Below are 18,847 nucleotides of genomic sequence, written 5' to 3' on the forward strand. Positions count from 1 at the left end.
GGCTTTATTTTTTCTGCTCACAAGACAGGTGAGCAGGTTGAAATTTTTATAAGCGATTACTTGTTGTTTTGCGCTCCGACAGCTTCGCGTTTCGGCACGGCAAAGGGCAATTTATCAGGCGTCACCCGCACCCCGGTTGTTAGTTTTAGTGGATATTTGCCGCCGCTCGGAAAGGTCAACTCCACAAAATAAGCTGTAAAGCCTTCCATAGGCGCTGCAATTTGAGCGTGATACATTCCTGCTTTTTTAGCGGTCAACACGGAACTCTTATAAACCGCGCCTATCGTATCCAAACGAAAATCGCGAGCTTTCGCATTAGTCGCCTGCCAGAGCTTGACTTCTGTAGGCTGGTCTTTGGTTTGCACAGTTATTGAACCATCCTTTTCAATCCTCCAGGAAAAGCGTGGGCGCGGTTGATTTTTTACCACCGATTCAAAAAATGCATGCAGACTGTCGCGGGCATCCGAATTGCGCAGGTCATGTCTGGTGTTCGGGATGTAACGCAGATTTTTCTCGCCCCGCAAATCATCGAAATAAAATTGCCAGGAATCAGGCAGAAAGAACTGGTCGCCGGTCGAGTTCATAATCAATTTCGGCATGGTGAGTCGTTCGCGATACGAATACGGGTCTTCGATTTTCATGAGTTCGGCGTACTGCGGCGTGCCCGACCATGAATGCAGGTTCGAGTAATCGGCAATCGCCGGTGCCCAAAAACCATAAGCCCGGAAATGATGTTCCATGCTTTTTTCATTGTTTAAAACATCAATCACAATCGGCACCACAGCCGTCACCCGATCATCAACTGCGGCGGTTGTCCACGCTGTCCAGCCGCGTTTTGACCCCCCGGCGACAACGAATTTATCAACCCTAAGCTTTCCGCGTTCCGCCTCGCCGCAAAATGCCGTTACCGTATCCATCGCGCGCACCGCGGCTTTGGTCATCGGCAGACGCAGGGGCCAGGTTTCATCGCCGGTCTTTAAAAATTTCTCCCACGTGTAAGCGATGATGCCATCTTCGGTGCGTGATTTCGTTTCATCTTTAAAGGTCAATGGCTCGTTTGGCACCATACGTAAATCGGCAACCACGGCTTGCGTATCAACCGCAACCGCCGCGAGATTCGCATCCGCGCCGTTTGGCGCTTTGCTGCCATTTGAGCCGCCATTGATAAACAGCATTGCCGTTGAAGTGGTCACCTTTTCGGGTTGAATGATGACCAACCAATGTTTCCACAACGGGCGGTCAACCTCTTCAGCCGCGCGCCACTGTTGCGACGTGAGTTCGATGATGAATGCCGTATAGCCCGCGCCTTTCACGGTATTGAGCAAGTCATAGCGATAATTCGCATCCGGTTTGAAAACGTAACGGTCAAGGGCTGTCTGTTTGCGCAGGTTGCGCTCGCGCGGCGCGGCATAAACATAGCTGCCAATCAATAAAATCAAGGCGCATAAAATGGTATGACGAATCAATGACAAACTAATCCTGTTGCTCACTTGAAAACTCTCCTTATGGAATCGAAGCCTGTGCGTCATTCGGTGGCGGAAATTTTCTATCAACTCTCGGTGTCTCTGTATTTTTCTTTTTCACCACTGAGACACCGAGACGCAGAGGGTTACATAAAATCACTCGTATCAAGACGCTTGAAATTTACCCACGTTTCGGGTAATCAACCTAAAATTTTCCACTGGAACTATTTTTTTGAAGCATCATTGGAATTTAAAAAGCCCTGTCCGCGCAACCAATTTTCTAAGAGTGTAGACCAGAGGCTCAAGGTCGCATCGTCTTTGGCTAACCCTACGCCATGTCTGCCGTGTTCAAAGAGGTGCATTTCAAATTTGACATTATTTTTGCGCAAGGCATCGGCAAACCTGGTGCTGTTTTCAACAGGCACACCACTGTCATCGACCGTGTGAAATAAAAAGGTCGGCGGGGTTTTTGCCGTCACCTGCGTTTCATTGGAAAGCCAGTCTATCAACTCCGGCGCAGGCGTTTCGCCCAATAAATTTTTACGCGAGCCGCTGTGCGTAAACGGTGACTTCATCGTAATCACCGGATAGCAGAGAATCGCCACATCCGGGCGACTGCTCACGCGGTCAACCGGGTCGGCAGCTTGCGCATTGCCGTCATCGAAATGCGTGGCGGCGGTCGATGCCAGATGCCCGCCCGCTGAAAATCCCATCACCCCGATACGATGCGGGTCGATTTTCCATTCGGTGGCTTTAGTGCGCGCCAGACGAATCGCCCGCTGCACATCCCACATCATCGCCGGGTGATGATAGCGCGGACCCAGACGATATTTGAGAACGAAGGCGGTAATTCCCAGACGATTGAGCCACAACGCCACATCGTGCCCTTCGTGGGACGCAAGATGACCGTAGCTGCCGCCCGGACAAACGACAATGGCAGCGCCCGTCGCTTTATCGGCAGGCGCAGGATAATACTGAATCGCCGGTGTGTCTTCCGGTTGGCTGCCTTTGGCGGCAGGCGCGCCTTGCGGCCACAGCGGTTCAAGTGGCGGCGCAGTTTGTCTATTGACGGTTGGCAAATTAAAAAGCGCGCTTAGGATGAAAGCATACAAAAGCCTTTTCCTCATGGGTATCTCCGTTGATAGTGGCGAATCATAACGGCACGCCTGATGAAGCGCAATGCGATTCAAGACCTGGCTCTTTCATAACCGGTTTTCTTTTGCTTAAGAGCTTTATGTTTGAGAGCCACCATTTTATCCTGCATAGTCCAGCCAAATTTTCAGTTTATCAACCTTCAAGCAATCTCTTCGGGAGCGACTTTGCGACAATAAATTCCCGAATCCGGGTGAATCGGATGAAACGCATGTTTTTCAACTGCTTGAAATCCTACAGTTGTTACCGGTCTGACATAGATGTAACGGATTGACCGATTCGCTTTAATGATGGCTTTCAAGTCGCGATAGAGCAGGTAAATCAGATAACCTTGCGCTTGTCGGGTGCGACCATAAACCATCGAAAGATAGAGCGCATCAACCGATTCGTTGGCTTGGCATAAATGCGCTGCGGTAAGTTCGCGGCTTTGGCAAATCACCCCTGATTCAATCAAGGTTTCACATTCCCGGTTAATCGGATAGAGAATATAAAAACCGACCATCGAGTCAACGGTTGCAGTTTGTGGCTTAATCAATTTAATGATGCGAGGATTGAGGCGATGCCTTTCGAGCAATACCGATTCGCTGACCTGGGCGACACGTTCAAGAATCCTGTCATCAAGCGCGCATAATCGTTGAAGCGATGCCTCATCACAATATTCATCCGTAAAACGGCTGCAAAAATGTTTGCGTATTTGCGGAGAAATGAACCTTGTCATGCGGAGAGCCTACCGGGTTTTCAAAAGCGATTCAACTTCACTTTCCATATGGCTCCCTCTTTCAAATTATTTCCAGATTAAAACCTCAGCTGGCTTCAAGGGCAAATTCCCCAAAAGAATTTCTGCGCCTTTTGGCAATGACAGACTCGCCGCCCGCGAAGAATAATTGACCGCTACATAAAAGCCGTCGCGCCATTCGACATAAACGCCTTCCGGGTAATCTTCAACGGCGATGCCCGCGCGCTGATAAACCTGGCGTAAGACGGCTCGTTCCAACTGCCCGTCTTTGCTGTGTACACCGATATAGGTGACACTGCCTTTGCCGATTTTGCGATAGGTCACGGCTGTTTGTCCGGCATAGTATTGATTGGCGTATTGCGCCAGGCTTTCCGTATTTGCCAATGGCTTCAAGACATCCGCCCAGACGTTCCATTGATAGTTCGTCGTGTTCAGGCGAACCGCTCCGGTCGTATCGCCCGGCAGCGCGTCAAAGAAAGCGACCTCTGCGCCAATTAAAGAATAGATAGGCTCTGCCCAACGCGCTTCCCACAACTGCCCGTTGCGTTTCTTTTGCCCGGTGCGACAGGTGAGCACGAGATTGCCGCCTTGTTCAACATAGCGTGTCCATTTGCTGACCAACGCTTCATCGAGCAATTGATAAGCCGGGGCAATGAGCACCGGGTATTTATTGAAATCATCGGTTTCGGCAATCACGTCCACGGGCGCGCCGCAAGACTTGGCGCTTTCCAGATAACGAAACGTATGTCCCCAGGTGTCCCAAAGCCCTGTCTGTTTCTGCTCATTAATATTCCAGAGGTTTTCGTGATTCCATAAAATCGCCGTCCTGCGCGCCAGATAATCAGCCGGAACTTTTGCCGCCGCATCATATTTCGCTCGTAAGCCTCGCATCTCTTTAATAACCTGCTGATATTCCAAGCCGCCGGGCGAAGGCGTCACGCCATCCGTGCGCACAATGCCATAATGATACTGTTCGCTGCCGTAAAGCGGTTGGCGGAAACGATAGGTGCAGGCGAAAGAACTGCCTCCGGCAAACGCATGCCACAGCCACATACGCACGACGCCCGGGTTGGGCTGCGGATTGATGTATGCCCAGTTGACCTGACCGGGTTGCAGTTCCATTACCCCTGTGACGCCTTTAAACGATTTGTAAAATGCATTGCCGAATGCCATGCCATATTGCCAACCCAGACGAAACCCATCATCGCCCAGGTTATGACCGCCGCTTACGGGATAGAGGGTAAACGAGATGAAATCCAAATCGGTTGAACGGCGCGGGTCGCTTGAAGCGATAGTGGTGATGTAATTTGTGGTGATCCATTGCGCGGGCGCGGTGTGACGCCTGAGGAGCGCCGCTTGCCAGTTCAAAAACTTGCCGGTTTGGTCTGCCGTGAAGCGGCGAAAATCAAGCAAGGCATGCGGGTTGACGCCATACAGATAGGTCGGATTAGGGATGCGAATCTGCGCGAAGTTGTTGTAGGTCAAACTCCAGAACGCCGTGCCCCATTCCTTGTTTAGTTGTTCGATGGTTTTATAACGCGCCCTGAGCCACTGGCGAAACGCCACTTGTGCCGAAGGGCTGTAATCGGGCGGCGCGCCCGGTTCGTTATCGAGTTGCCAGCCCCAGACATTCGGATTGCGCCCGTAACGCCGCGCCATCTCCGTGATGATGCGCTCACTCAGTCGCAAATAGGTCGGGTCGGCAAGCGCGTTGTTGCCGCGCGAGCCGTGTTCGCGGCGTCGCCCGTCGCTTCCGACTAAAAAGGTTTGCGGATATTTTTCGCCCATCCACGCAGGGGGACAGGGCGTCGGCGTACAGAGCACGACGCGCAGATGATGACGCGCCGCCAGCGCAATGGCTTTATCGAGCCAGGCGAAATCGAATCTCCCTTCGACCGGTTCCATCCGCGCCCAGGCGAATTCCGCCAGGTGAACGAACTCGAAACCCATCGCTTCCATATTGGCGAAATCTCTGTCCCATTGCGCCTCAGTCCAGTGTTCCGGGTAATAATAAACGCCGATGGTCATCAGGTCTTTAGCGGGAAAAAACCGCGATGCCGTTTGAGCGGCAATGACCATTGAAACCTGCGACAACATGAGCGCAAGCAGAACTGAAATCCTCACAAAGCGGCAAAATCTGTTCATCCCTAAATCTCCAATGAAGATTTTTCAGTTGAGTGTTGGTCAGAAAACGACAAGCGCGCTCAATGACCGCTTCTCAACTCGGTCTATCGTATTTTGATTTGCAATTCAGTATCACTTTCCAATGCAGAAAGTCGAGAAGATTTGATTGAGAATATCATCGGTCAAGGTTTCACCGGTGATGTCGCCGAGCGCAGTTAATGAAGCATGGAGTTTCAGCAAAATCACTTCTTCGAGTTCGCCTTCGACGATTAAATCGCGCGCCTGCTTTGCCTGTTCAAACGCCACTCGCACGGCTTGCTGTTGACGCGCATCGGTGATTAACAGGTCGTCGCGCTCAACACTGAGGTCGCCGGAAAGCTGATGAAAAATTCTGTCGCGCAACCCATCCAAGCCTTCACCGGTGAGCGCCGAAATAATCACCGCATCTTTCAACTCGTCACCGATTTTCTCTTCCAACCGGTGTGCAAGGTCGGATTTATTGAGCGCAACGATGCGTCTTTCAACCGGAAGTTCTGTAAGCAACCGTTTATCATCCGCGCTTAAATTTTCCGAATTATCCAAAACCAATAACACGATGTCGGCATCGGCAATCGCACGGCGGCTGCGGCTGATGCCAAGGCTTTCAACCACATCCTGGGTTTCGCGAATCCCTGCCGTGTCAATCAAGCGCACGGGGATGCCGGCAATCGAGGCGCTTTCATAAAGCGTATCTCTGGTGGTGCCGGGAATCGCCGTGACGATGGCGCGGTCGCTGCCTACGAGTTGATTGAAGACCGACGATTTGCCGACATTCGGGCGACCGACAATAGCGAGGTCAAAACCTTCTTTGACGAATCGACCGAGCGCAAAGGTCGCGGCTACTTTTTTCAGTTCGCCAATCACCCGTTCGAGTTTTTGCAGAATGCGTCCGAGATTTTCCGGCGTGATGTCATCTTCGACAAACTCGACGCTCGATTCCATGTGAACAATAATATCGAGCAGGGTTTGTTTGAGCGGCGCGAGTTGTTTTGAAAATGCGCCTTCGAGTTGGCGAGTCGCCACCCGCGCTTGATAGGCAGTCTGGGCGTTGATGATGTCGCGCACCGCCTGGGCTTGCGCCAAATCAATCCGGCGATTTAAGAAAGCGCGAAAGGTGAACTCGCCGGGTTCGGCAATGCGCGCGCCGCTCACAATCAGCAAATCCAGAACCCGGCGCAAGACGACGGGGCTGCCGTGACAACTGAGTTCAACAACATCTTCGCCGGTGTAAGAATGCGGCGCTTTGAAATAGGTGAGAATCGCTTCGTCAACGACTTCACTGGTCGTCAAGTCAACGATGCGTCCGAAACGCGCGTAGTTTGGTTGGAAATCTTTCGTCGTGGTATGAAAAATTTGCCGGGCGATACTCAGCGAATCTTTGCCGCTCAAGCGCACAACGCCGATGCCGCCGCGCCCCGTGGGCGTTGAAATCGCTGCGATGGTGTCATCTCTTAACATAGTGATGAGTGATGAGTAATGAGTGATGAGTGAAAAGCCATTTACTCATTACTCATCACTCATTACTCATCACTCTTTTAAGCGGGATAGACCACCAGGCGGCGGTCTTCGCCGTTGCCTGTGCTTTCCGTGCGGATGCCTGTGTGAATGGAAAGCGCCAGATGAATAATCTTTCTTTCATGCGCGCTCATCGGGTCAAACTTGAAAGGAATTTTTGTGGTGCGAACTTTTTCCGCAGCTTTTTCCGCCATCATGTGCAACTCTTTTTCGCGGCGCGCGCGATAGTTGCCCGAATCGAAAGCGATGTGCGTCTCTTCATCACGACCTTTGGATAACACGCGATTGCCGAGATATTCGAGGGCGTCTAAAAATTCGGCGTTATGACCAAGCAATATGGCAACATCGTCGCCACGCACCTGTACTTTAAAACCCTCTGCCAGCGTTTCCGCTTCAGCGGTCAATCTGAGACGGCTCGATTTCAGCAATGCATTGGTAAAATCAACGATTATGTTGGCGTCTTCTTGAGTCATAATTTTTTACAAACAGGTTGCGACATCACTTCACCTGCGATTCAAAATTTCCGGTTTAAGCTTCGACGTTGCGACTTCTTTGAGTTGGTTTCTTATCCTTTTTTTTGCTCACATCCGCAGGTTGGGCTTGCGGTTCGGCGGTCATTTTGTTGATAACCAGTTGAATGGCGACGCCGACGATATTGCTGACCATCCAGTACAACACCAATCCGCTTGGCGCGCTCAGGAAGAAAAACCAGGTGAGCATAATCGGCATCACCCAGGTCATCAAGGTGCGCTGCATCTTCATCGAGGGGTCAGCCGCCGCCGGTTGCGGCATCAAGGCGGTCGAAGCAATCATCGTCACACACATAATAATCGGCAGAATATGCAGCGGGTCGGGCTTCGACAAATCTTTCACCCAGAGCAGCCAGTGCGCGTGACGCATATCGAGCGAAATGGTTAAGAAGATAAAGAACGACCAGAAAATCGGCATCTGCAACAGCATCGGCAAACAACCGCCCATCGGGTTCGCCTCTTTCATGATTTCCATCTGCTCGCGTTGAATGGCTTCGATCTCGCGTTGCGAAGCTTTGGGGTTTTCCTTGAGTTTCTTCATCTTTTCCTGCAACTCTTTAATGCGCGGTTGATGTTTGGCAGCCTGCTTCATCTTCTTCGAGCTATACCAACGCAAAGGGAACAGCAATAGATTGACCACAGCGGTGATGGCGACAATCGCCCAGCCATAGTTTTTAAAGATGTTGCCAAGTCCATCGAGCGCCGGCGCAAGAATCGCGACAATCGGACGAACGATGGCGCGAAACATTCCATAATCGATAATGTCTTCGAGATTCGCGCCCAACTCATTGCTCAGACGGATGAGCAATTCGCGGTCTTTGGGACCGATGAAAATTTTGGTCGATGCCTGGCTATCTACCGGAACCGCAACCGATGGATAATCCTGCGCGACTTCCTGTTGTTCGCCGTTTCTCAGTTGCACGCTGCTTAGCGCGATTTGGCTGACCGCTTGCGGCGGAATTGCCAGCATACTGAAATAGTGATCCATCACCCCCGCCCACGCATAGCTGTTGTGTAAGGTATCTGCCGCCTGCCCGACCCCATTACCGACCTGAACGCCTTCCGGCAGGGCATCCAAAGTCAGGGTTTGATTATTGCCTTCGCGTTCCGTGACGCGGGCAAAACCGACGAGCGAAATATAATTTTTGCCGTCGCCGCCAATAATTTTTATGCCTTCGACATCGCTCGCAAGTGGCTTATCGATTTGAATGCGTTTGGTGGCTTCGTCAATTTGCGTGATTTTTGCAAACTGATGGGTGATCTGCGCGCCATCAACCTGTACACGGGAACCCTCTTTGGTATAGGCGATGGCTTGATAGTGATTGGCATAACTGCCGCCGGTTTGCGCGTTGGTGGCATCCCCGATGCGCGGACCTAAAACCAGTTCGACATTTTTCTTCTCGCCATTGGCAACCACTTCGGCAGTGGTGTCGAATACAAATTTACCGCCATCGAATTTAAAGGTTTTACGGGCTGTGATGCCTGGCGCTTGATAGGTAAAGGTGATTTCGCGTTGTTCGCCCGGTTTGAGGGCTATCTCTGATTCATTTGCGCCTTCGATTTGAAAGTTCGCTTGATTGAGTTGATAGGTAAGCTCTGCTGCCCAGGGAATGCGGTAGCGAAACGGCGCGCCCAGTTGTTTAATCTCGTCCTGCGGAATCAGTTCGAGCGGGTTGCCGTTTGCCGCAGTAATCTGGCGCGTGCCATCCTGTTTAATAATCCAGGAGGTCGCCACTGCGCCGCGATTGGAAAATTTGGCGCGCCAGAACGGCGTATCAATGATCAAGTCACGTTCGGCTACCTGAGTTTGAGGTGGCGCAGGTTGCGCGACGGTCGCCGTCGTCTTTGCCACGGATTTTTTATCCTCAGATTTTGCCGGGGCAGTCATCGTTGGCGCAGGCGGCGTCGGTGCAGGTTCCTGCGCCGGTGGCATCTCTGTAGCCGTAGGCTCGGCAGGCGCTTGCATCAAGCCCAGTCGTTTCATTACCAGGGGCCAGCCAATCAAGATTATTGTTGAAAGAAAAATTGCCAGTATTATTCTACTTCGTTGTTCCATCAAACCACATCAAACGCCATCGGGCGTTTGTCCTTTATTAAATTCGCGAACTCATTTCACCGGGTCATAGCCCCCCGGATGAAACGGATGGCAGCGCAACAGACGGCGAATTGCCAGATAGGTGCCACGCCAAGCGCCATACTTGGTGATTGCTTCCAGGGCGTATTGTGAACAGGTAGGAGTGAATCGACAAGCAGGCGGCAGTAGCGGCGAAATGCAAACCTTATAAGTCCGAATCAGAAATATCAGAATGAACTTCACTGCGCTTGCCCGCCTTTTTTAGAAAAGAGATGAAGTCGCTTTCAACATCCGTATAGGCGGCTTCACTGATAGAATCCCTTGCATTCAGGACGATGTCAATGCCATCCGCCGCGAGTTGTTTATTTTTTCTAAAGACTTCGCGCAACAGGCGGCGCGCGCGATTGCGCCGAACGGCATTGCCCATCTTGCGCGTCGTGGTAATGCCGAGCCTGGTCTGGTTACCCTGGTTGTCAATAACAAACGCGGTAAAAAATTTTGCCTGAAATCTACGCCCTTGCTGGTAAACCTGGCGAAACTCCGCACGCCTGAGAATTCTATGCGATTTTGGAAAATGCTCACTCATAGAAGTCTGGAGTCCGGAGTCTGGAGTCGAGAGTCATTACTGACCCCAGACTCTCGACTCCAGACTCCGGACTCTGATTTTTAGTAATGCGCAGGGCTTAATTGTTTGCGACCTTTGGCACGGCGGCGTTTTAAGACCAGTTGTCCGCCTTTGGTTTTCATGCGCACGCGAAAGCCGTGGGTTTTGGCGCGCCGACGATTATTCGGTTGAAACGTTCTCTTCATAGCATACCTCTCGAAATTCGTTTGTACAGAAAAGGGTAAGCGTACTAGTCACAATACATCATTGTCAAGATTAGGTTTCGACCTACTGGAAGTTGCTGCTTTTATGAGGTTGACGCTCATTGGATTCAGTCCGAAAATCTTTTTTCAAACAGGAGAGCGATGATTAAATTCAGTTCTATCATTTTACTGGTGACGCTGGTTTCCGCCTGCAACAGCAAGGCACCCACCGGGGAAGCCCTCAAGCGGGAACCTTTTCTGATTCAAAGCTCGATTGTTGACCCGACCACTCAATCCCTCGTGGTACAGATTACGCTCTCCCCGCCGGTTTCCGAACAGACAGCCAAAACCGCCGCCGAAACCGTAATCGAAAGGCATAAAAGCCAGTATAAAAATATTATCGTCCGGGCTTACACCGGTGCTTCGCCAACCGGCTTGCCGCCACTGAGCATCTCAACCTTTGACGGCACGCAAATCACCCATCAAATCAATAACGCGCTGATGCCGCAAAAAATTCCCAGTCACTAACGATTATGCAGCGATTAACTGACCAACAAATCACTGAGCGGTTAGAGCGGCTCGCTGGCTGGTCGCGGATTGAAAAGGCGATTGAGAAAAAATACCGCTTCAAAAATTTTTTACGGGCGATGTGGTTCGTGAATGCCGTGGGCTACCTTGCCGAATCGCTCAATCATCACCCGGATATTTTCATCCATTACAACGAAGTCACGCTCATCAACTGGACACACGACACCGGCGGGTTAACCGAAAAAGATTTTCTACTGGCGGAAAAAATCGACGCGCTGGCGGAAAGTATGAAGTCGGAACGCTGAACGATGAACAAGGCAATGAAAAAGTGTTGATAAGTTTTTCTAGCGGCTTTTAGCGAATAAAGTAAGCTATTTCTTACTTCATCGTTCAGCGTTTTGACTTCACCGTTTAATCCTCAGTCCAACTTGGGATGTTGCTGGTGCCAGTTGGTCGCTTGTTGATAAGCGCGCGCGACTCTCAAGGGTGCGCCTTCGTCATACAGGTTGCCGGTGAACATAATCGATTGCGGCAAATTATTAATAAATCCGCAAGGCAAACAGACCGCCGGGTGTCCGGTTAAATTGGTCACAATCAAACTGGCGCTTTGGGGGGCGGGCGAAACAAAGACATCCCAGTTTGCCATCAGTTTATCCATCTCGCGCATCAAGAGTGTCCGCGCCCGTTGCGCGCGAATGTATTCGACCGCCGGAATGAATCGCGCCGAACGAAAGGTGTTAGGCCAATCGCCGGGATTTTGTCCCGACAGTTGATTGACCCGACCATCGCGGGTGATGTCATCAAAAGCGGTCGCCGCCTCTGCGGTTAAAATAATTCTCAGGCTCTGGGTCGAGAATTTCGGCAATTCAATCGGTTGCAGATTGGCTCCGGCTTTTCGCAATGCCTCGAGCGCCTCGCTGTACATCTTGCTGCGCTGCTCGCTGTTTTGTTGATTCGCGCCACCGCCCGGCGTTTCAAATTCGGCTTTCAAATAGCCGATGCGCATTTTGGCAAGCGGCACGCTCGCATCGAAACTGAAAGGCACATCGCTGACCGTAATGTCGCGCTCATCGGGTCCGTAAATCGCTTCGAGCACGATGGCGCAATCTTCGGCGCTACGGCAAATCGCGCCGATTTTATCCATCGTCCAACTGAGCGCCATCGCGCCATAGCGGCTCACACGTCCATAAGTCGGACGAAGCCCGGTCACGCCGCAACGCGACGACGGCGAAACGATTGAACCCAGGGTTTCCGTGCCGATTGAAAAGCCCACAAGCCCGGCTGCGGTTGCCGAAGCCGAACCGGCAGACGAACCGCTTGACCCGATGCGGTCTTCGTTCGGTTGCCAGGGGTTGCGCGTGACGCCCGCAAACCAGCGCCCGCCTTGCGCAAGCGCCCCCATCGAAAGTTTGGCGACCAGCACCGCGCCGGCTTCGCGCAATCGCTCAACGACGGTCGCGTCGTAATCGATCATCTGGTCGCGGAAAGGTTCTGCGCCCCAGGTGGTCTTTATCCCTTTGGTGGCGAACAAATCTTTCACGCCGCAGGGTATGCCATGCAGCGCGCCGCGATATTTGCCTCGTTTGATTTCGCGTTCGGCTTGCTCAGCTTGCGCCATCGCCAAATCTTCGGTGAGGGTGACGACATTTAGCAGGCGCGGCGAATATTTTTTCAGTCGCCCCAGATACATTTTCGCGAGTTCCACGGGCGCGATTTGTTTGGCGCGAATCAATTCGCCAAGCTGCGTGGCGGTATAAAACGCGACTTCTTCAAGTGAGCCGAAATGCGGCGCGGTGGCTTTTGCCGATTTGACTTTCGTTTTTGCCACAGGCTTTTTCTTATTGAATTTTTTGCCCGGCAGCGCCGGATGAAAAGCGGTCGCCGGTTCCGTATCGAGCGGAATCTCGATTTTGCGAAGCGTTTCGTAACTTGTGAGATACCCGTTGAGGTTATTTAGCGCCAGGGCTTCCTGCGCGTCCGTCAGTTCAATGCCGATAAGCCCTTCGGCGGTATGCAACATCTCTTTGGTGATGCGTTGCGGGGTTTGCGGTTGTTGCGGTTGTTGCGCGGCTTCGGTTGCTTCGATTAAAGCGCCGGGCGTTGCAACGCTTGCCAATCCAATCGCCGGTAAGCTTTTAACAAACGAACGGCGATTGAGATTCAACTTTTTCGAGGTGGACTCTTTACGCGAAGTTTTTTTCATAGCTGTCCTTTTATTGAAAAAATCTGTAGAAAAATTTGAAGGCAGCAATCTTAGCTTTGCAGGTAAACCCGACGCAAATCGACAAATCACTTGCTGATGGATTTCAGTAGTTCGCGCGCATCGCGGCGGTGTTTGCGCGACACGGGCAGGCGCATTCGATTGGCGAGTTCGATGAACATCTCGCCCTGAATGGTGGTCGTTAGAGCCTGAATATGGGCGATGCAGACAAGATTATTGCGATGGAATTGTTTGAAACTTTCGGGGTCTAAGCGGTCAAGCAAACCGGCAAGCGACGAATCGCAAATCGCTTGGGTATTACCACTCATAGACGCGCCCGACTTCGGCGATAAATAGTCGCGGATGGTTAAGCGCGCGGAGTTGTGCAATCACTTGCCGGTGATGGCTCGGTTTGATGTGCATTGCGTAAATCTCGGCTTCGCATTTCAGTTTCTGCAAATCCCCGGCAAGCGACTCAGGCGTGAAATGTTTGGCAACCCGCGCCAACCCTTCGAGTTCATTCGGATACGACACATCAACGAAAATCGCTTTCAGGTTAGCGGCATCAGAAGCCACTTGCCACAGTTCATCGGTGACATAGGTATCAGCCGAAAAAATTACCGTCGCCGTTTGGTCTTCAACCATCATGCCGCACGAAGGAACTGTGTGATTGACCGGAATCGGGGTTACCTGTAGCCCGCCAATGTCAATGCGTTTTCGCGGCTCCAGCGTCTGGTAGCGAATCGCCCCATCGTTTGTCCCTGCCAGATGAATCTTCGTAAAATCCGGTGAAATCGCGTCGTTGAAAATGTGAGCTTGCAAACCTGTAATCACTTCTTCAATTCCATAAATCATTACAGGCGTTTCAAGATGCGTGAAGGCTTCGGCGATTAACACCGGAAGACTGGCGATGTGGTCGTTATGGGTGTGGGTAACGATGACGTGACCAATCGCCGCCATCTCTGCGGGGGTAAGCGCCACGGCAAGACTGCCCGCATCAATGGTGACCTCGTCATTGATTAAGAAGGTGGTGAAGGTTTGCAAATTCGCATCAATGTTACTGGGCAGTAGTTTGATTTTCATGCGCTGCTCTCCCGTTTGTCGCCCGATATGTAACTACGAAAAGCCGATTCGAGCAAGCAGAATCCGTCATTGCATTATGGCTAAAGCCCATAGGAAATTTTCTTTAAAATTTGGCTAAAGCCGGTTTATCTGCGTCACCATTCATTCACCCCCCTTCAATGAATTGCCACTCGCTTGAGCTAGTGGACTGAAGATGAATTATGAAAAGCGGCTTTAGCCGAATTCAAGAGCAAGCAATATTCCTTTTCGCTTCAGCTTAAATTGTTGGTGAATAATTTTGCTATCAGCCAACAAACAAAAATCGCTTGACTCGATTTTCTAACCTTTCGCTCTGCGAAATATAATTCCGCTTTCTTGAAATCAATTGCGCACCTGACATATACTCCGCGCCGAAAAGCCGCTCATTACACAGGTCGTTTGTGGGCTTCCCTGCAAAAAAGGAGTTTGAGTATGCGAAGAGTTGTTTGCCAACGCTTGCTATTTTTCATTGCGCCGATGCTCTTCCTGTTTACCGGAAGCGCCTGGCTGCAATCAACGGCTATCCCCATCATCAAAGCTCCGGCTTGCGCTTATGACGTACGCTCAGGCACGCTTGTCCTCAAAGGCGACAATTTTCAAAGCGGCGCGGTTGTGAGTCTCAGTAGCGCCGAAGGGGCAATCAATTTCGGGCGCGTCAAAATCAAAAGCGTCAAAAAAATCGTCATCAATAATGTCTCTGCCGAAGACGCCCGCCGAGGCTTTGAGGCGCAAGTCATGGTCAATGGCGTCGCCTCAGAAGTCGTGCATTTAACCTTCGATGCGGTCGATGAAAGCCAGCTTACCGAAAGCGATGTCAAAAAAATCATTGAACAGACGGCAGCGCAAGCCGAAGCGAGCAACCTGAAAGTCACCATCGCTGTAGCAGACGCAGAAGGCAATGTCCTCGGGGTTTTTGAAATGGCGGGGGCAGCGGCAAACACCACCATCGGTACAGGCAAATGCGCAGGACGCGCGGGCGAGTGCGGACTTGAAGGCGTCGTTGTGCCGTCATGCGCGGCGGCAATTTCAAAAGCCGTGACCGGGACGTTTTTAAGCAGTCAGGGTCACGCCTTTTCGACGCGCACCGCGAGTTTCATCGTGCAGGAACACTTTCCGCCCGGCGTCAATTTTCAAGCGGGGGGTCCACTTTTCGGCGTGCAGTTTTCGCAACTCGAAGTCTGTAGCGACATCAATCCGAAAGCGCCGCTCGGACTTTCGGCAGACCCCGGCGGCATTCCGCTTTACAAAAACGGTTTGAAAGTCGGCGGTCTCGGCATCGAAGGCGACGGCAAATACACGCTCGACCCCGACCCTACGGATAACGATGTCCCAACCGAAGAACTCATCGCCGTTGCAGGGGCGCGCGGCTATGAACCACCGGCGGCAATCACCGGCGATAAAATTATCGTCAACGGCATTCGCTTCAAGTATGTGAATGCCGGGACGCCTGCTGCCGCTTCGCAAACTTCGTTCAATAATTTGCGCGGCACGACCGATACCGCTTGTTCGACTCTGGGGCTTGCGCCGAACGTCGTAAGGAACGCGCCGGCTTCGGAATTCATCAGCGAAACCTTGAATGGCGCGCCCGCTGGTCGTGTTAATAAACGCATTTTTCCAAATGGCGCGGCATCTTTTCGTAGTGGTTCGGCGCTCACCGTGAGCGAAGTGAATATGCTACTTGCGCAAGCCGCCGCGCAGGCGTTCAAGACCCGCGCGGCGATTCGTCAACCGGAAGGCAGCGCCGCAGAAGTCAACATCGCGGTCGTTGATACGGATGGCACTCTGCTTGGACTTTTCAGCACCGTTGATGCGCCGATGTTTGGCTTGGATGTGTGCGTGCAGAAAGCCCGCACCGCTGCTTTTTTCAGCAAAACGACTGCTGCAAGCGAACTGAGAAGCGTAGGGCTTGGCAGCTATGTTGATGCGGCATCGCGTGACGGCATTCGCCTTGATGGGTCGGTAGCATTCAGCGACCGGGGGCACGGATTTTTGAGTCGCCCGTTTTTTCCCGATGGCATAGATGAAACCGAACACGGGCCGTTTTCGGTAGCGATTGAAGAATTCTCGCCGTTCAATGTCGGCTTGCAACTCGATTTGATTACCCCCGCGCTGGTTAAATTTTTAACCACAGGAATGACGAGTCCGAATAACTGCACGGGGATAGCGGCGCTCAAAAACGGCATTCAAATTTTTCCCGGCAGTGTGCCGCTTTATAAAAACGGTCGGTTGGTAGGAGCCATCGGCGTCAGCGGCGACGGCGTCGATCAGGACGATTTGATTTCTGCGATGGGCAGCACGGGCTTTGAATCGCCAACCAGCATCCGTTGCGATACCGTGTTCGTGCGCGGCACTCGCTTACCGTTTGTGAAATTCCCGCGCAATCCGAACCGGTGAGAAATTTATGTGGATTTACGGCAGATATTAACAAATATAAGGCGGGTTTTAAGAAGGTTGACGAATACCCTTTCTTACATTTTCGTTCAGTTCATCGTATGCAATCCTATTCGCTCTGATTGCATTGTGAATAATTTCTTTTACCTGTCCTGCTGTAAAGGTATAAATGTATTTCTCACTTCTGACCTGTCCTGAAATTAATTTAGCTAAATCGCATAATTTATCCATGTCCAAATCTATTAAATCGTGATGTCTTGCTTTTAGATCGTTAATTAGAGTATCACCTGATTCAGGTGATAACTTTACTTCAAGGTTAATAGCATCTAGTTCTGATTTTTCAAGTAATAAAATATTAAGTTTTGAAAGTGATGCATTTTTTGCCGTCATCAATGCTAATACAACTTCTGAAACATCTTCCCTCGTTTCTTGAGATGCCCAAACAGACAGGCCATTGCTGGTAGTCCTAATGCAATTACAAATTGCATCTGCCCAAATACCGTTAGGTTTCAGTGGGGGAACTTCTTCCCACTTTGAACGCGCAATTTTCCTAGCAAGAAATTTCAAAGAAGAATTACTGTTTTGCATTTCCTGATGGTCCAACGAATTGTGAGCTATCCTAATGATTTATACAAAGATTTTATTAACACTATTACCAAATTATTCAAGGTCGTTTATCACACTCTGCATATAGTCTCTTAACCACGAAATATTTTCAGTTTTAACTCGATTTTTTAAAATATCTATTGCTTGATTTCCACCCCATAATTCAAGTGTGGAAACAGCCGCTTCACGAACTTCAACAGAATCCTGAAAAAGTGCGTGAGTTGGAAGTAAACGTAATTTTTCTGTTATAAGCTTAACTGGAACTCTTCCTGCGACCTGGAGGAGATCTGCTGATAAGCCTGGATATTTTAATATTGACTCATAATAAAGATTTTCAATGGCTTCTTCGACAAATTTATTTCCAACTTCAAATTCATGCAGTAAAAAATTTTCAGCAGGATGTGTTACACCATCTTCAACAGGTTCTATTTTTAGGAGTTCACGAATTTGCATCTTCAGATTCAGTTGTTCCGGCTTGATTGGTGAACTAAAAAATCTCTCGTTTCCAAAATTATCCTTGTCGTCGAGGAAATCAATAGTAGGTTTATTATTATTTATGGATTCTAAAAAACTCGTTGAATGAGTTCTAAAGTCGAATTTCTGAATGTAAGGCATTTCCTGTTCATCGTTACCTGTGGCAGCAGAACTAACGGAAAGGTATATACCTGCAACTAAGATTGACCTTAAAAGCTTCTGATAATTAGGTCGTGAAGTAAAACTAGAATTTTCGGTTGATGTATTCATAAAACTCACCTATAGGCTTATGAGATAAAATTTATTATCTCATTTACTATTTCATCGTGCCATTGGGGTGATTCTGAGAAGTAGCTTGAAATGTCATTACTATTAAACCGCTCTTGAATATTCTTAGGATCAGTATTGATGTCTGTTTGTATTCTAATTCTATCTAAAGTTTCTCCAATTCCAGAACTTCGAGAGATATTAGCAACCTGTCTATGAATACCAGTTAATGAAATTGATCTTTCAGTTTTATTTCCAAATGTGCGTTCGGAATAAGAACCGGCTCTCCAATCCCACTCAAAAGGAAGATGCTTGGAATATAGCTGAGGAAGGTTCAAAAGTATCGAAGCAACTTTGTTCATTTCTTCCTCAGACATTTCTTTTAGAAAAAATTCTTTCACTGATGCGAGTCGGTGTGGTTGTAAATTAAAATAACCTGTAACTTCATTGATCATTTCAGAGCCAATTCGACAGAAATATGAAAACTCATCGAAATTATCGTAACTCCCATCAAAACCAAGGTAAACGAAATCAAATCTTTTACCCATTAGTAAAAGATGTATCTGCTCGTTTATAGATTTAAATGATATTCGAGAGCTATTGCCGGTCGGAGTCTGTTCCTGAATGATTGTGGGAAATAAACCATGCTTCCCATAAATTGGCGTCAATTCAGAAATTATTTTTGGGTCAGGAACTATTTGCTCAGCTTTTACAAACGCACTAGCTTGATATTTCAAAATTCTATCAATCACAAATAAATCTCCAAAATGTTTCAATGAAGATGCAATGATATACACATCCGATAAGGACACACAAGAATTTGTAGAAACGATTGAGTTA

General features: G+C 49.9%; 19 protein-coding genes. 3 read left to right on the forward strand and 16 right to left on the reverse strand.

The features are described from left to right. Positions 1-56 precede the first annotated feature (56 nt). The 10 genes from AB1757_26835 to rpmH all read right to left on the reverse strand — a co-directional run bounded on the left by AB1757_26835 (position 57) and on the right by rpmH (position 10,443). Positions 57-1,490: a PhoPQ-activated pathogenicity-related family protein gene (locus AB1757_26835; protein MEW6130676.1), complete on the reverse strand. Its 1,434-nt coding sequence runs from the start codon at positions 1,488-1,490 to the stop codon at positions 57-59. A gap of 197 nt (positions 1,491-1,687) precedes the next feature. Further along, positions 1,688-2,590, reverse strand: coding sequence for an alpha/beta hydrolase (locus AB1757_26840; protein MEW6130677.1), 903 nt, complete (start codon positions 2,588-2,590; stop codon positions 1,688-1,690). A gap of 167 nt (positions 2,591-2,757) precedes the next feature. Then, positions 2,758-3,333, reverse strand: coding sequence for a hypothetical protein (locus tag AB1757_26845; protein MEW6130678.1), 576 nt, complete (start codon positions 3,331-3,333; stop codon positions 2,758-2,760). Between the two features lie 66 nt (positions 3,334-3,399). Continuing rightward, the gene (locus AB1757_26850) at positions 3,400-5,496 is read right to left on the reverse strand and encodes a beta-galactosidase (GenBank protein ID MEW6130679.1); all 2,097 of its coding nucleotides are present in this window, start codon (positions 5,494-5,496) and stop codon (positions 3,400-3,402) included. Positions 5,497-5,607: 111 nt separating this feature from the next. After that, complete coding sequence (gene mnmE, locus AB1757_26855) at positions 5,608-6,972, reverse strand: tRNA uridine-5-carboxymethylaminomethyl(34) synthesis GTPase MnmE (protein ID MEW6130680.1); 1,365 nt, start codon at positions 6,970-6,972, stop codon at positions 5,608-5,610. A gap of 77 nt (positions 6,973-7,049) precedes the next feature. Further along, the gene (locus AB1757_26860) at positions 7,050-7,502 is read right to left on the reverse strand and encodes a R3H domain-containing nucleic acid-binding protein (GenBank protein MEW6130681.1); all 453 of its coding nucleotides are present in this window, start codon (positions 7,500-7,502) and stop codon (positions 7,050-7,052) included. 55 nt (positions 7,503-7,557) lie between these two features. Next, the gene (gene yidC / locus AB1757_26865) at positions 7,558-9,615 is read right to left on the reverse strand and encodes a membrane protein insertase YidC (protein MEW6130682.1); all 2,058 of its coding nucleotides are present in this window, start codon (positions 9,613-9,615) and stop codon (positions 7,558-7,560) included. Between the two features lie 51 nt (positions 9,616-9,666). Further along, on the reverse strand, positions 9,667-9,876 hold the full coding sequence (gene yidD / locus AB1757_26870) for a membrane protein insertion efficiency factor YidD (GenBank protein MEW6130683.1): 210 nt from the start codon (positions 9,874-9,876) through the stop codon (positions 9,667-9,669). After that, positions 9,839-10,219 (reverse strand): ribonuclease P protein component, encoded by a 381-nt coding sequence (rnpA, locus tag AB1757_26875; protein MEW6130684.1) that lies wholly within the window; start codon positions 10,217-10,219, stop codon positions 9,839-9,841. Before rnpA ends, yidD begins: the two co-directional genes overlap by 38 nt. An 80-nt stretch (positions 10,220-10,299) precedes the next feature. After that, complete coding sequence (gene rpmH / locus AB1757_26880; GenBank protein ID MEW6130685.1) at positions 10,300-10,443, reverse strand: 50S ribosomal protein L34; 144 nt, start codon at positions 10,441-10,443, stop codon at positions 10,300-10,302. A gap of 159 nt (positions 10,444-10,602) precedes the next feature. On the opposite strand from rpmH, the gene AB1757_26885 reads away from it, so the two are divergent. Both AB1757_26885 and AB1757_26890 read left to right on the forward strand, forming a co-directional pair. After that, on the forward strand, positions 10,603-10,968 hold the full coding sequence (locus tag AB1757_26885) for a hypothetical protein (GenBank protein ID MEW6130686.1): 366 nt from the start codon (positions 10,603-10,605) through the stop codon (positions 10,966-10,968). A 5-nt stretch (positions 10,969-10,973) separates the two neighbouring features. Beyond that, a complete protein-coding gene (locus AB1757_26890) occupies positions 10,974-11,273 on the forward strand; it encodes a 4a-hydroxytetrahydrobiopterin dehydratase (GenBank protein ID MEW6130687.1) in 300 nt (99 codons plus the stop codon). A 113-nt stretch (positions 11,274-11,386) separates the two neighbouring features. Here AB1757_26890 and AB1757_26895 read toward each other — a convergent pair whose 3' ends face one another. From AB1757_26895 to AB1757_26905, 3 genes are all read right to left on the reverse strand, one after another. Then, positions 11,387-13,171, reverse strand: coding sequence for an amidase (locus AB1757_26895; GenBank protein MEW6130688.1), 1,785 nt, complete (start codon positions 13,169-13,171; stop codon positions 11,387-11,389). 86 nt (positions 13,172-13,257) lie between these two features. Beyond that, complete coding sequence (locus tag AB1757_26900) at positions 13,258-13,497, reverse strand: LytTR family DNA-binding domain-containing protein (protein MEW6130689.1); 240 nt, start codon at positions 13,495-13,497, stop codon at positions 13,258-13,260. Next, the gene (locus AB1757_26905) at positions 13,487-14,251 is read right to left on the reverse strand and encodes a 3',5'-cyclic-nucleotide phosphodiesterase (GenBank protein ID MEW6130690.1); all 765 of its coding nucleotides are present in this window, start codon (positions 14,249-14,251) and stop codon (positions 13,487-13,489) included. Before AB1757_26905 ends, AB1757_26900 begins: the two co-directional genes overlap by 11 nt. Positions 14,252-14,701: 450 nt before the next feature. Between AB1757_26905 and AB1757_26910 the strand changes: the two genes are divergently transcribed. Beyond that, positions 14,702-16,663, forward strand: coding sequence for a heme-binding protein (locus AB1757_26910; protein ID MEW6130691.1), 1,962 nt, complete (start codon positions 14,702-14,704; stop codon positions 16,661-16,663). A 48-nt stretch (positions 16,664-16,711) separates the two neighbouring features. Here the strand turns inward: AB1757_26910 and AB1757_26915 are convergent, their stop codons facing one another. The 3 genes from AB1757_26915 to AB1757_26925 form a co-directional block, all read right to left on the reverse strand. Continuing rightward, entirely contained in the window at positions 16,712-17,248 is a 537-nt protein-coding gene (locus tag AB1757_26915) for a hypothetical protein (protein MEW6130692.1), read from the reverse strand. Positions 17,249-17,320: 72 nt separating this feature from the next. Further along, entirely contained in the window at positions 17,321-18,010 is a 690-nt protein-coding gene (locus tag AB1757_26920) for a hypothetical protein (protein ID MEW6130693.1), read from the reverse strand. 17 nt (positions 18,011-18,027) lie between these two features. Next, a complete protein-coding gene (locus AB1757_26925; GenBank protein MEW6130694.1) occupies positions 18,028-18,759 on the reverse strand; it encodes a hypothetical protein in 732 nt (243 codons plus the stop codon). Between the last annotated feature and the right edge of the window lie 88 nt (positions 18,760-18,847).

This window comes from Acidobacteriota bacterium, assembly GCA_040754075.1.
Lineage (GTDB): Bacteria > Acidobacteriota > Blastocatellia > UBA7656 > UBA7656 > JBFMDH01.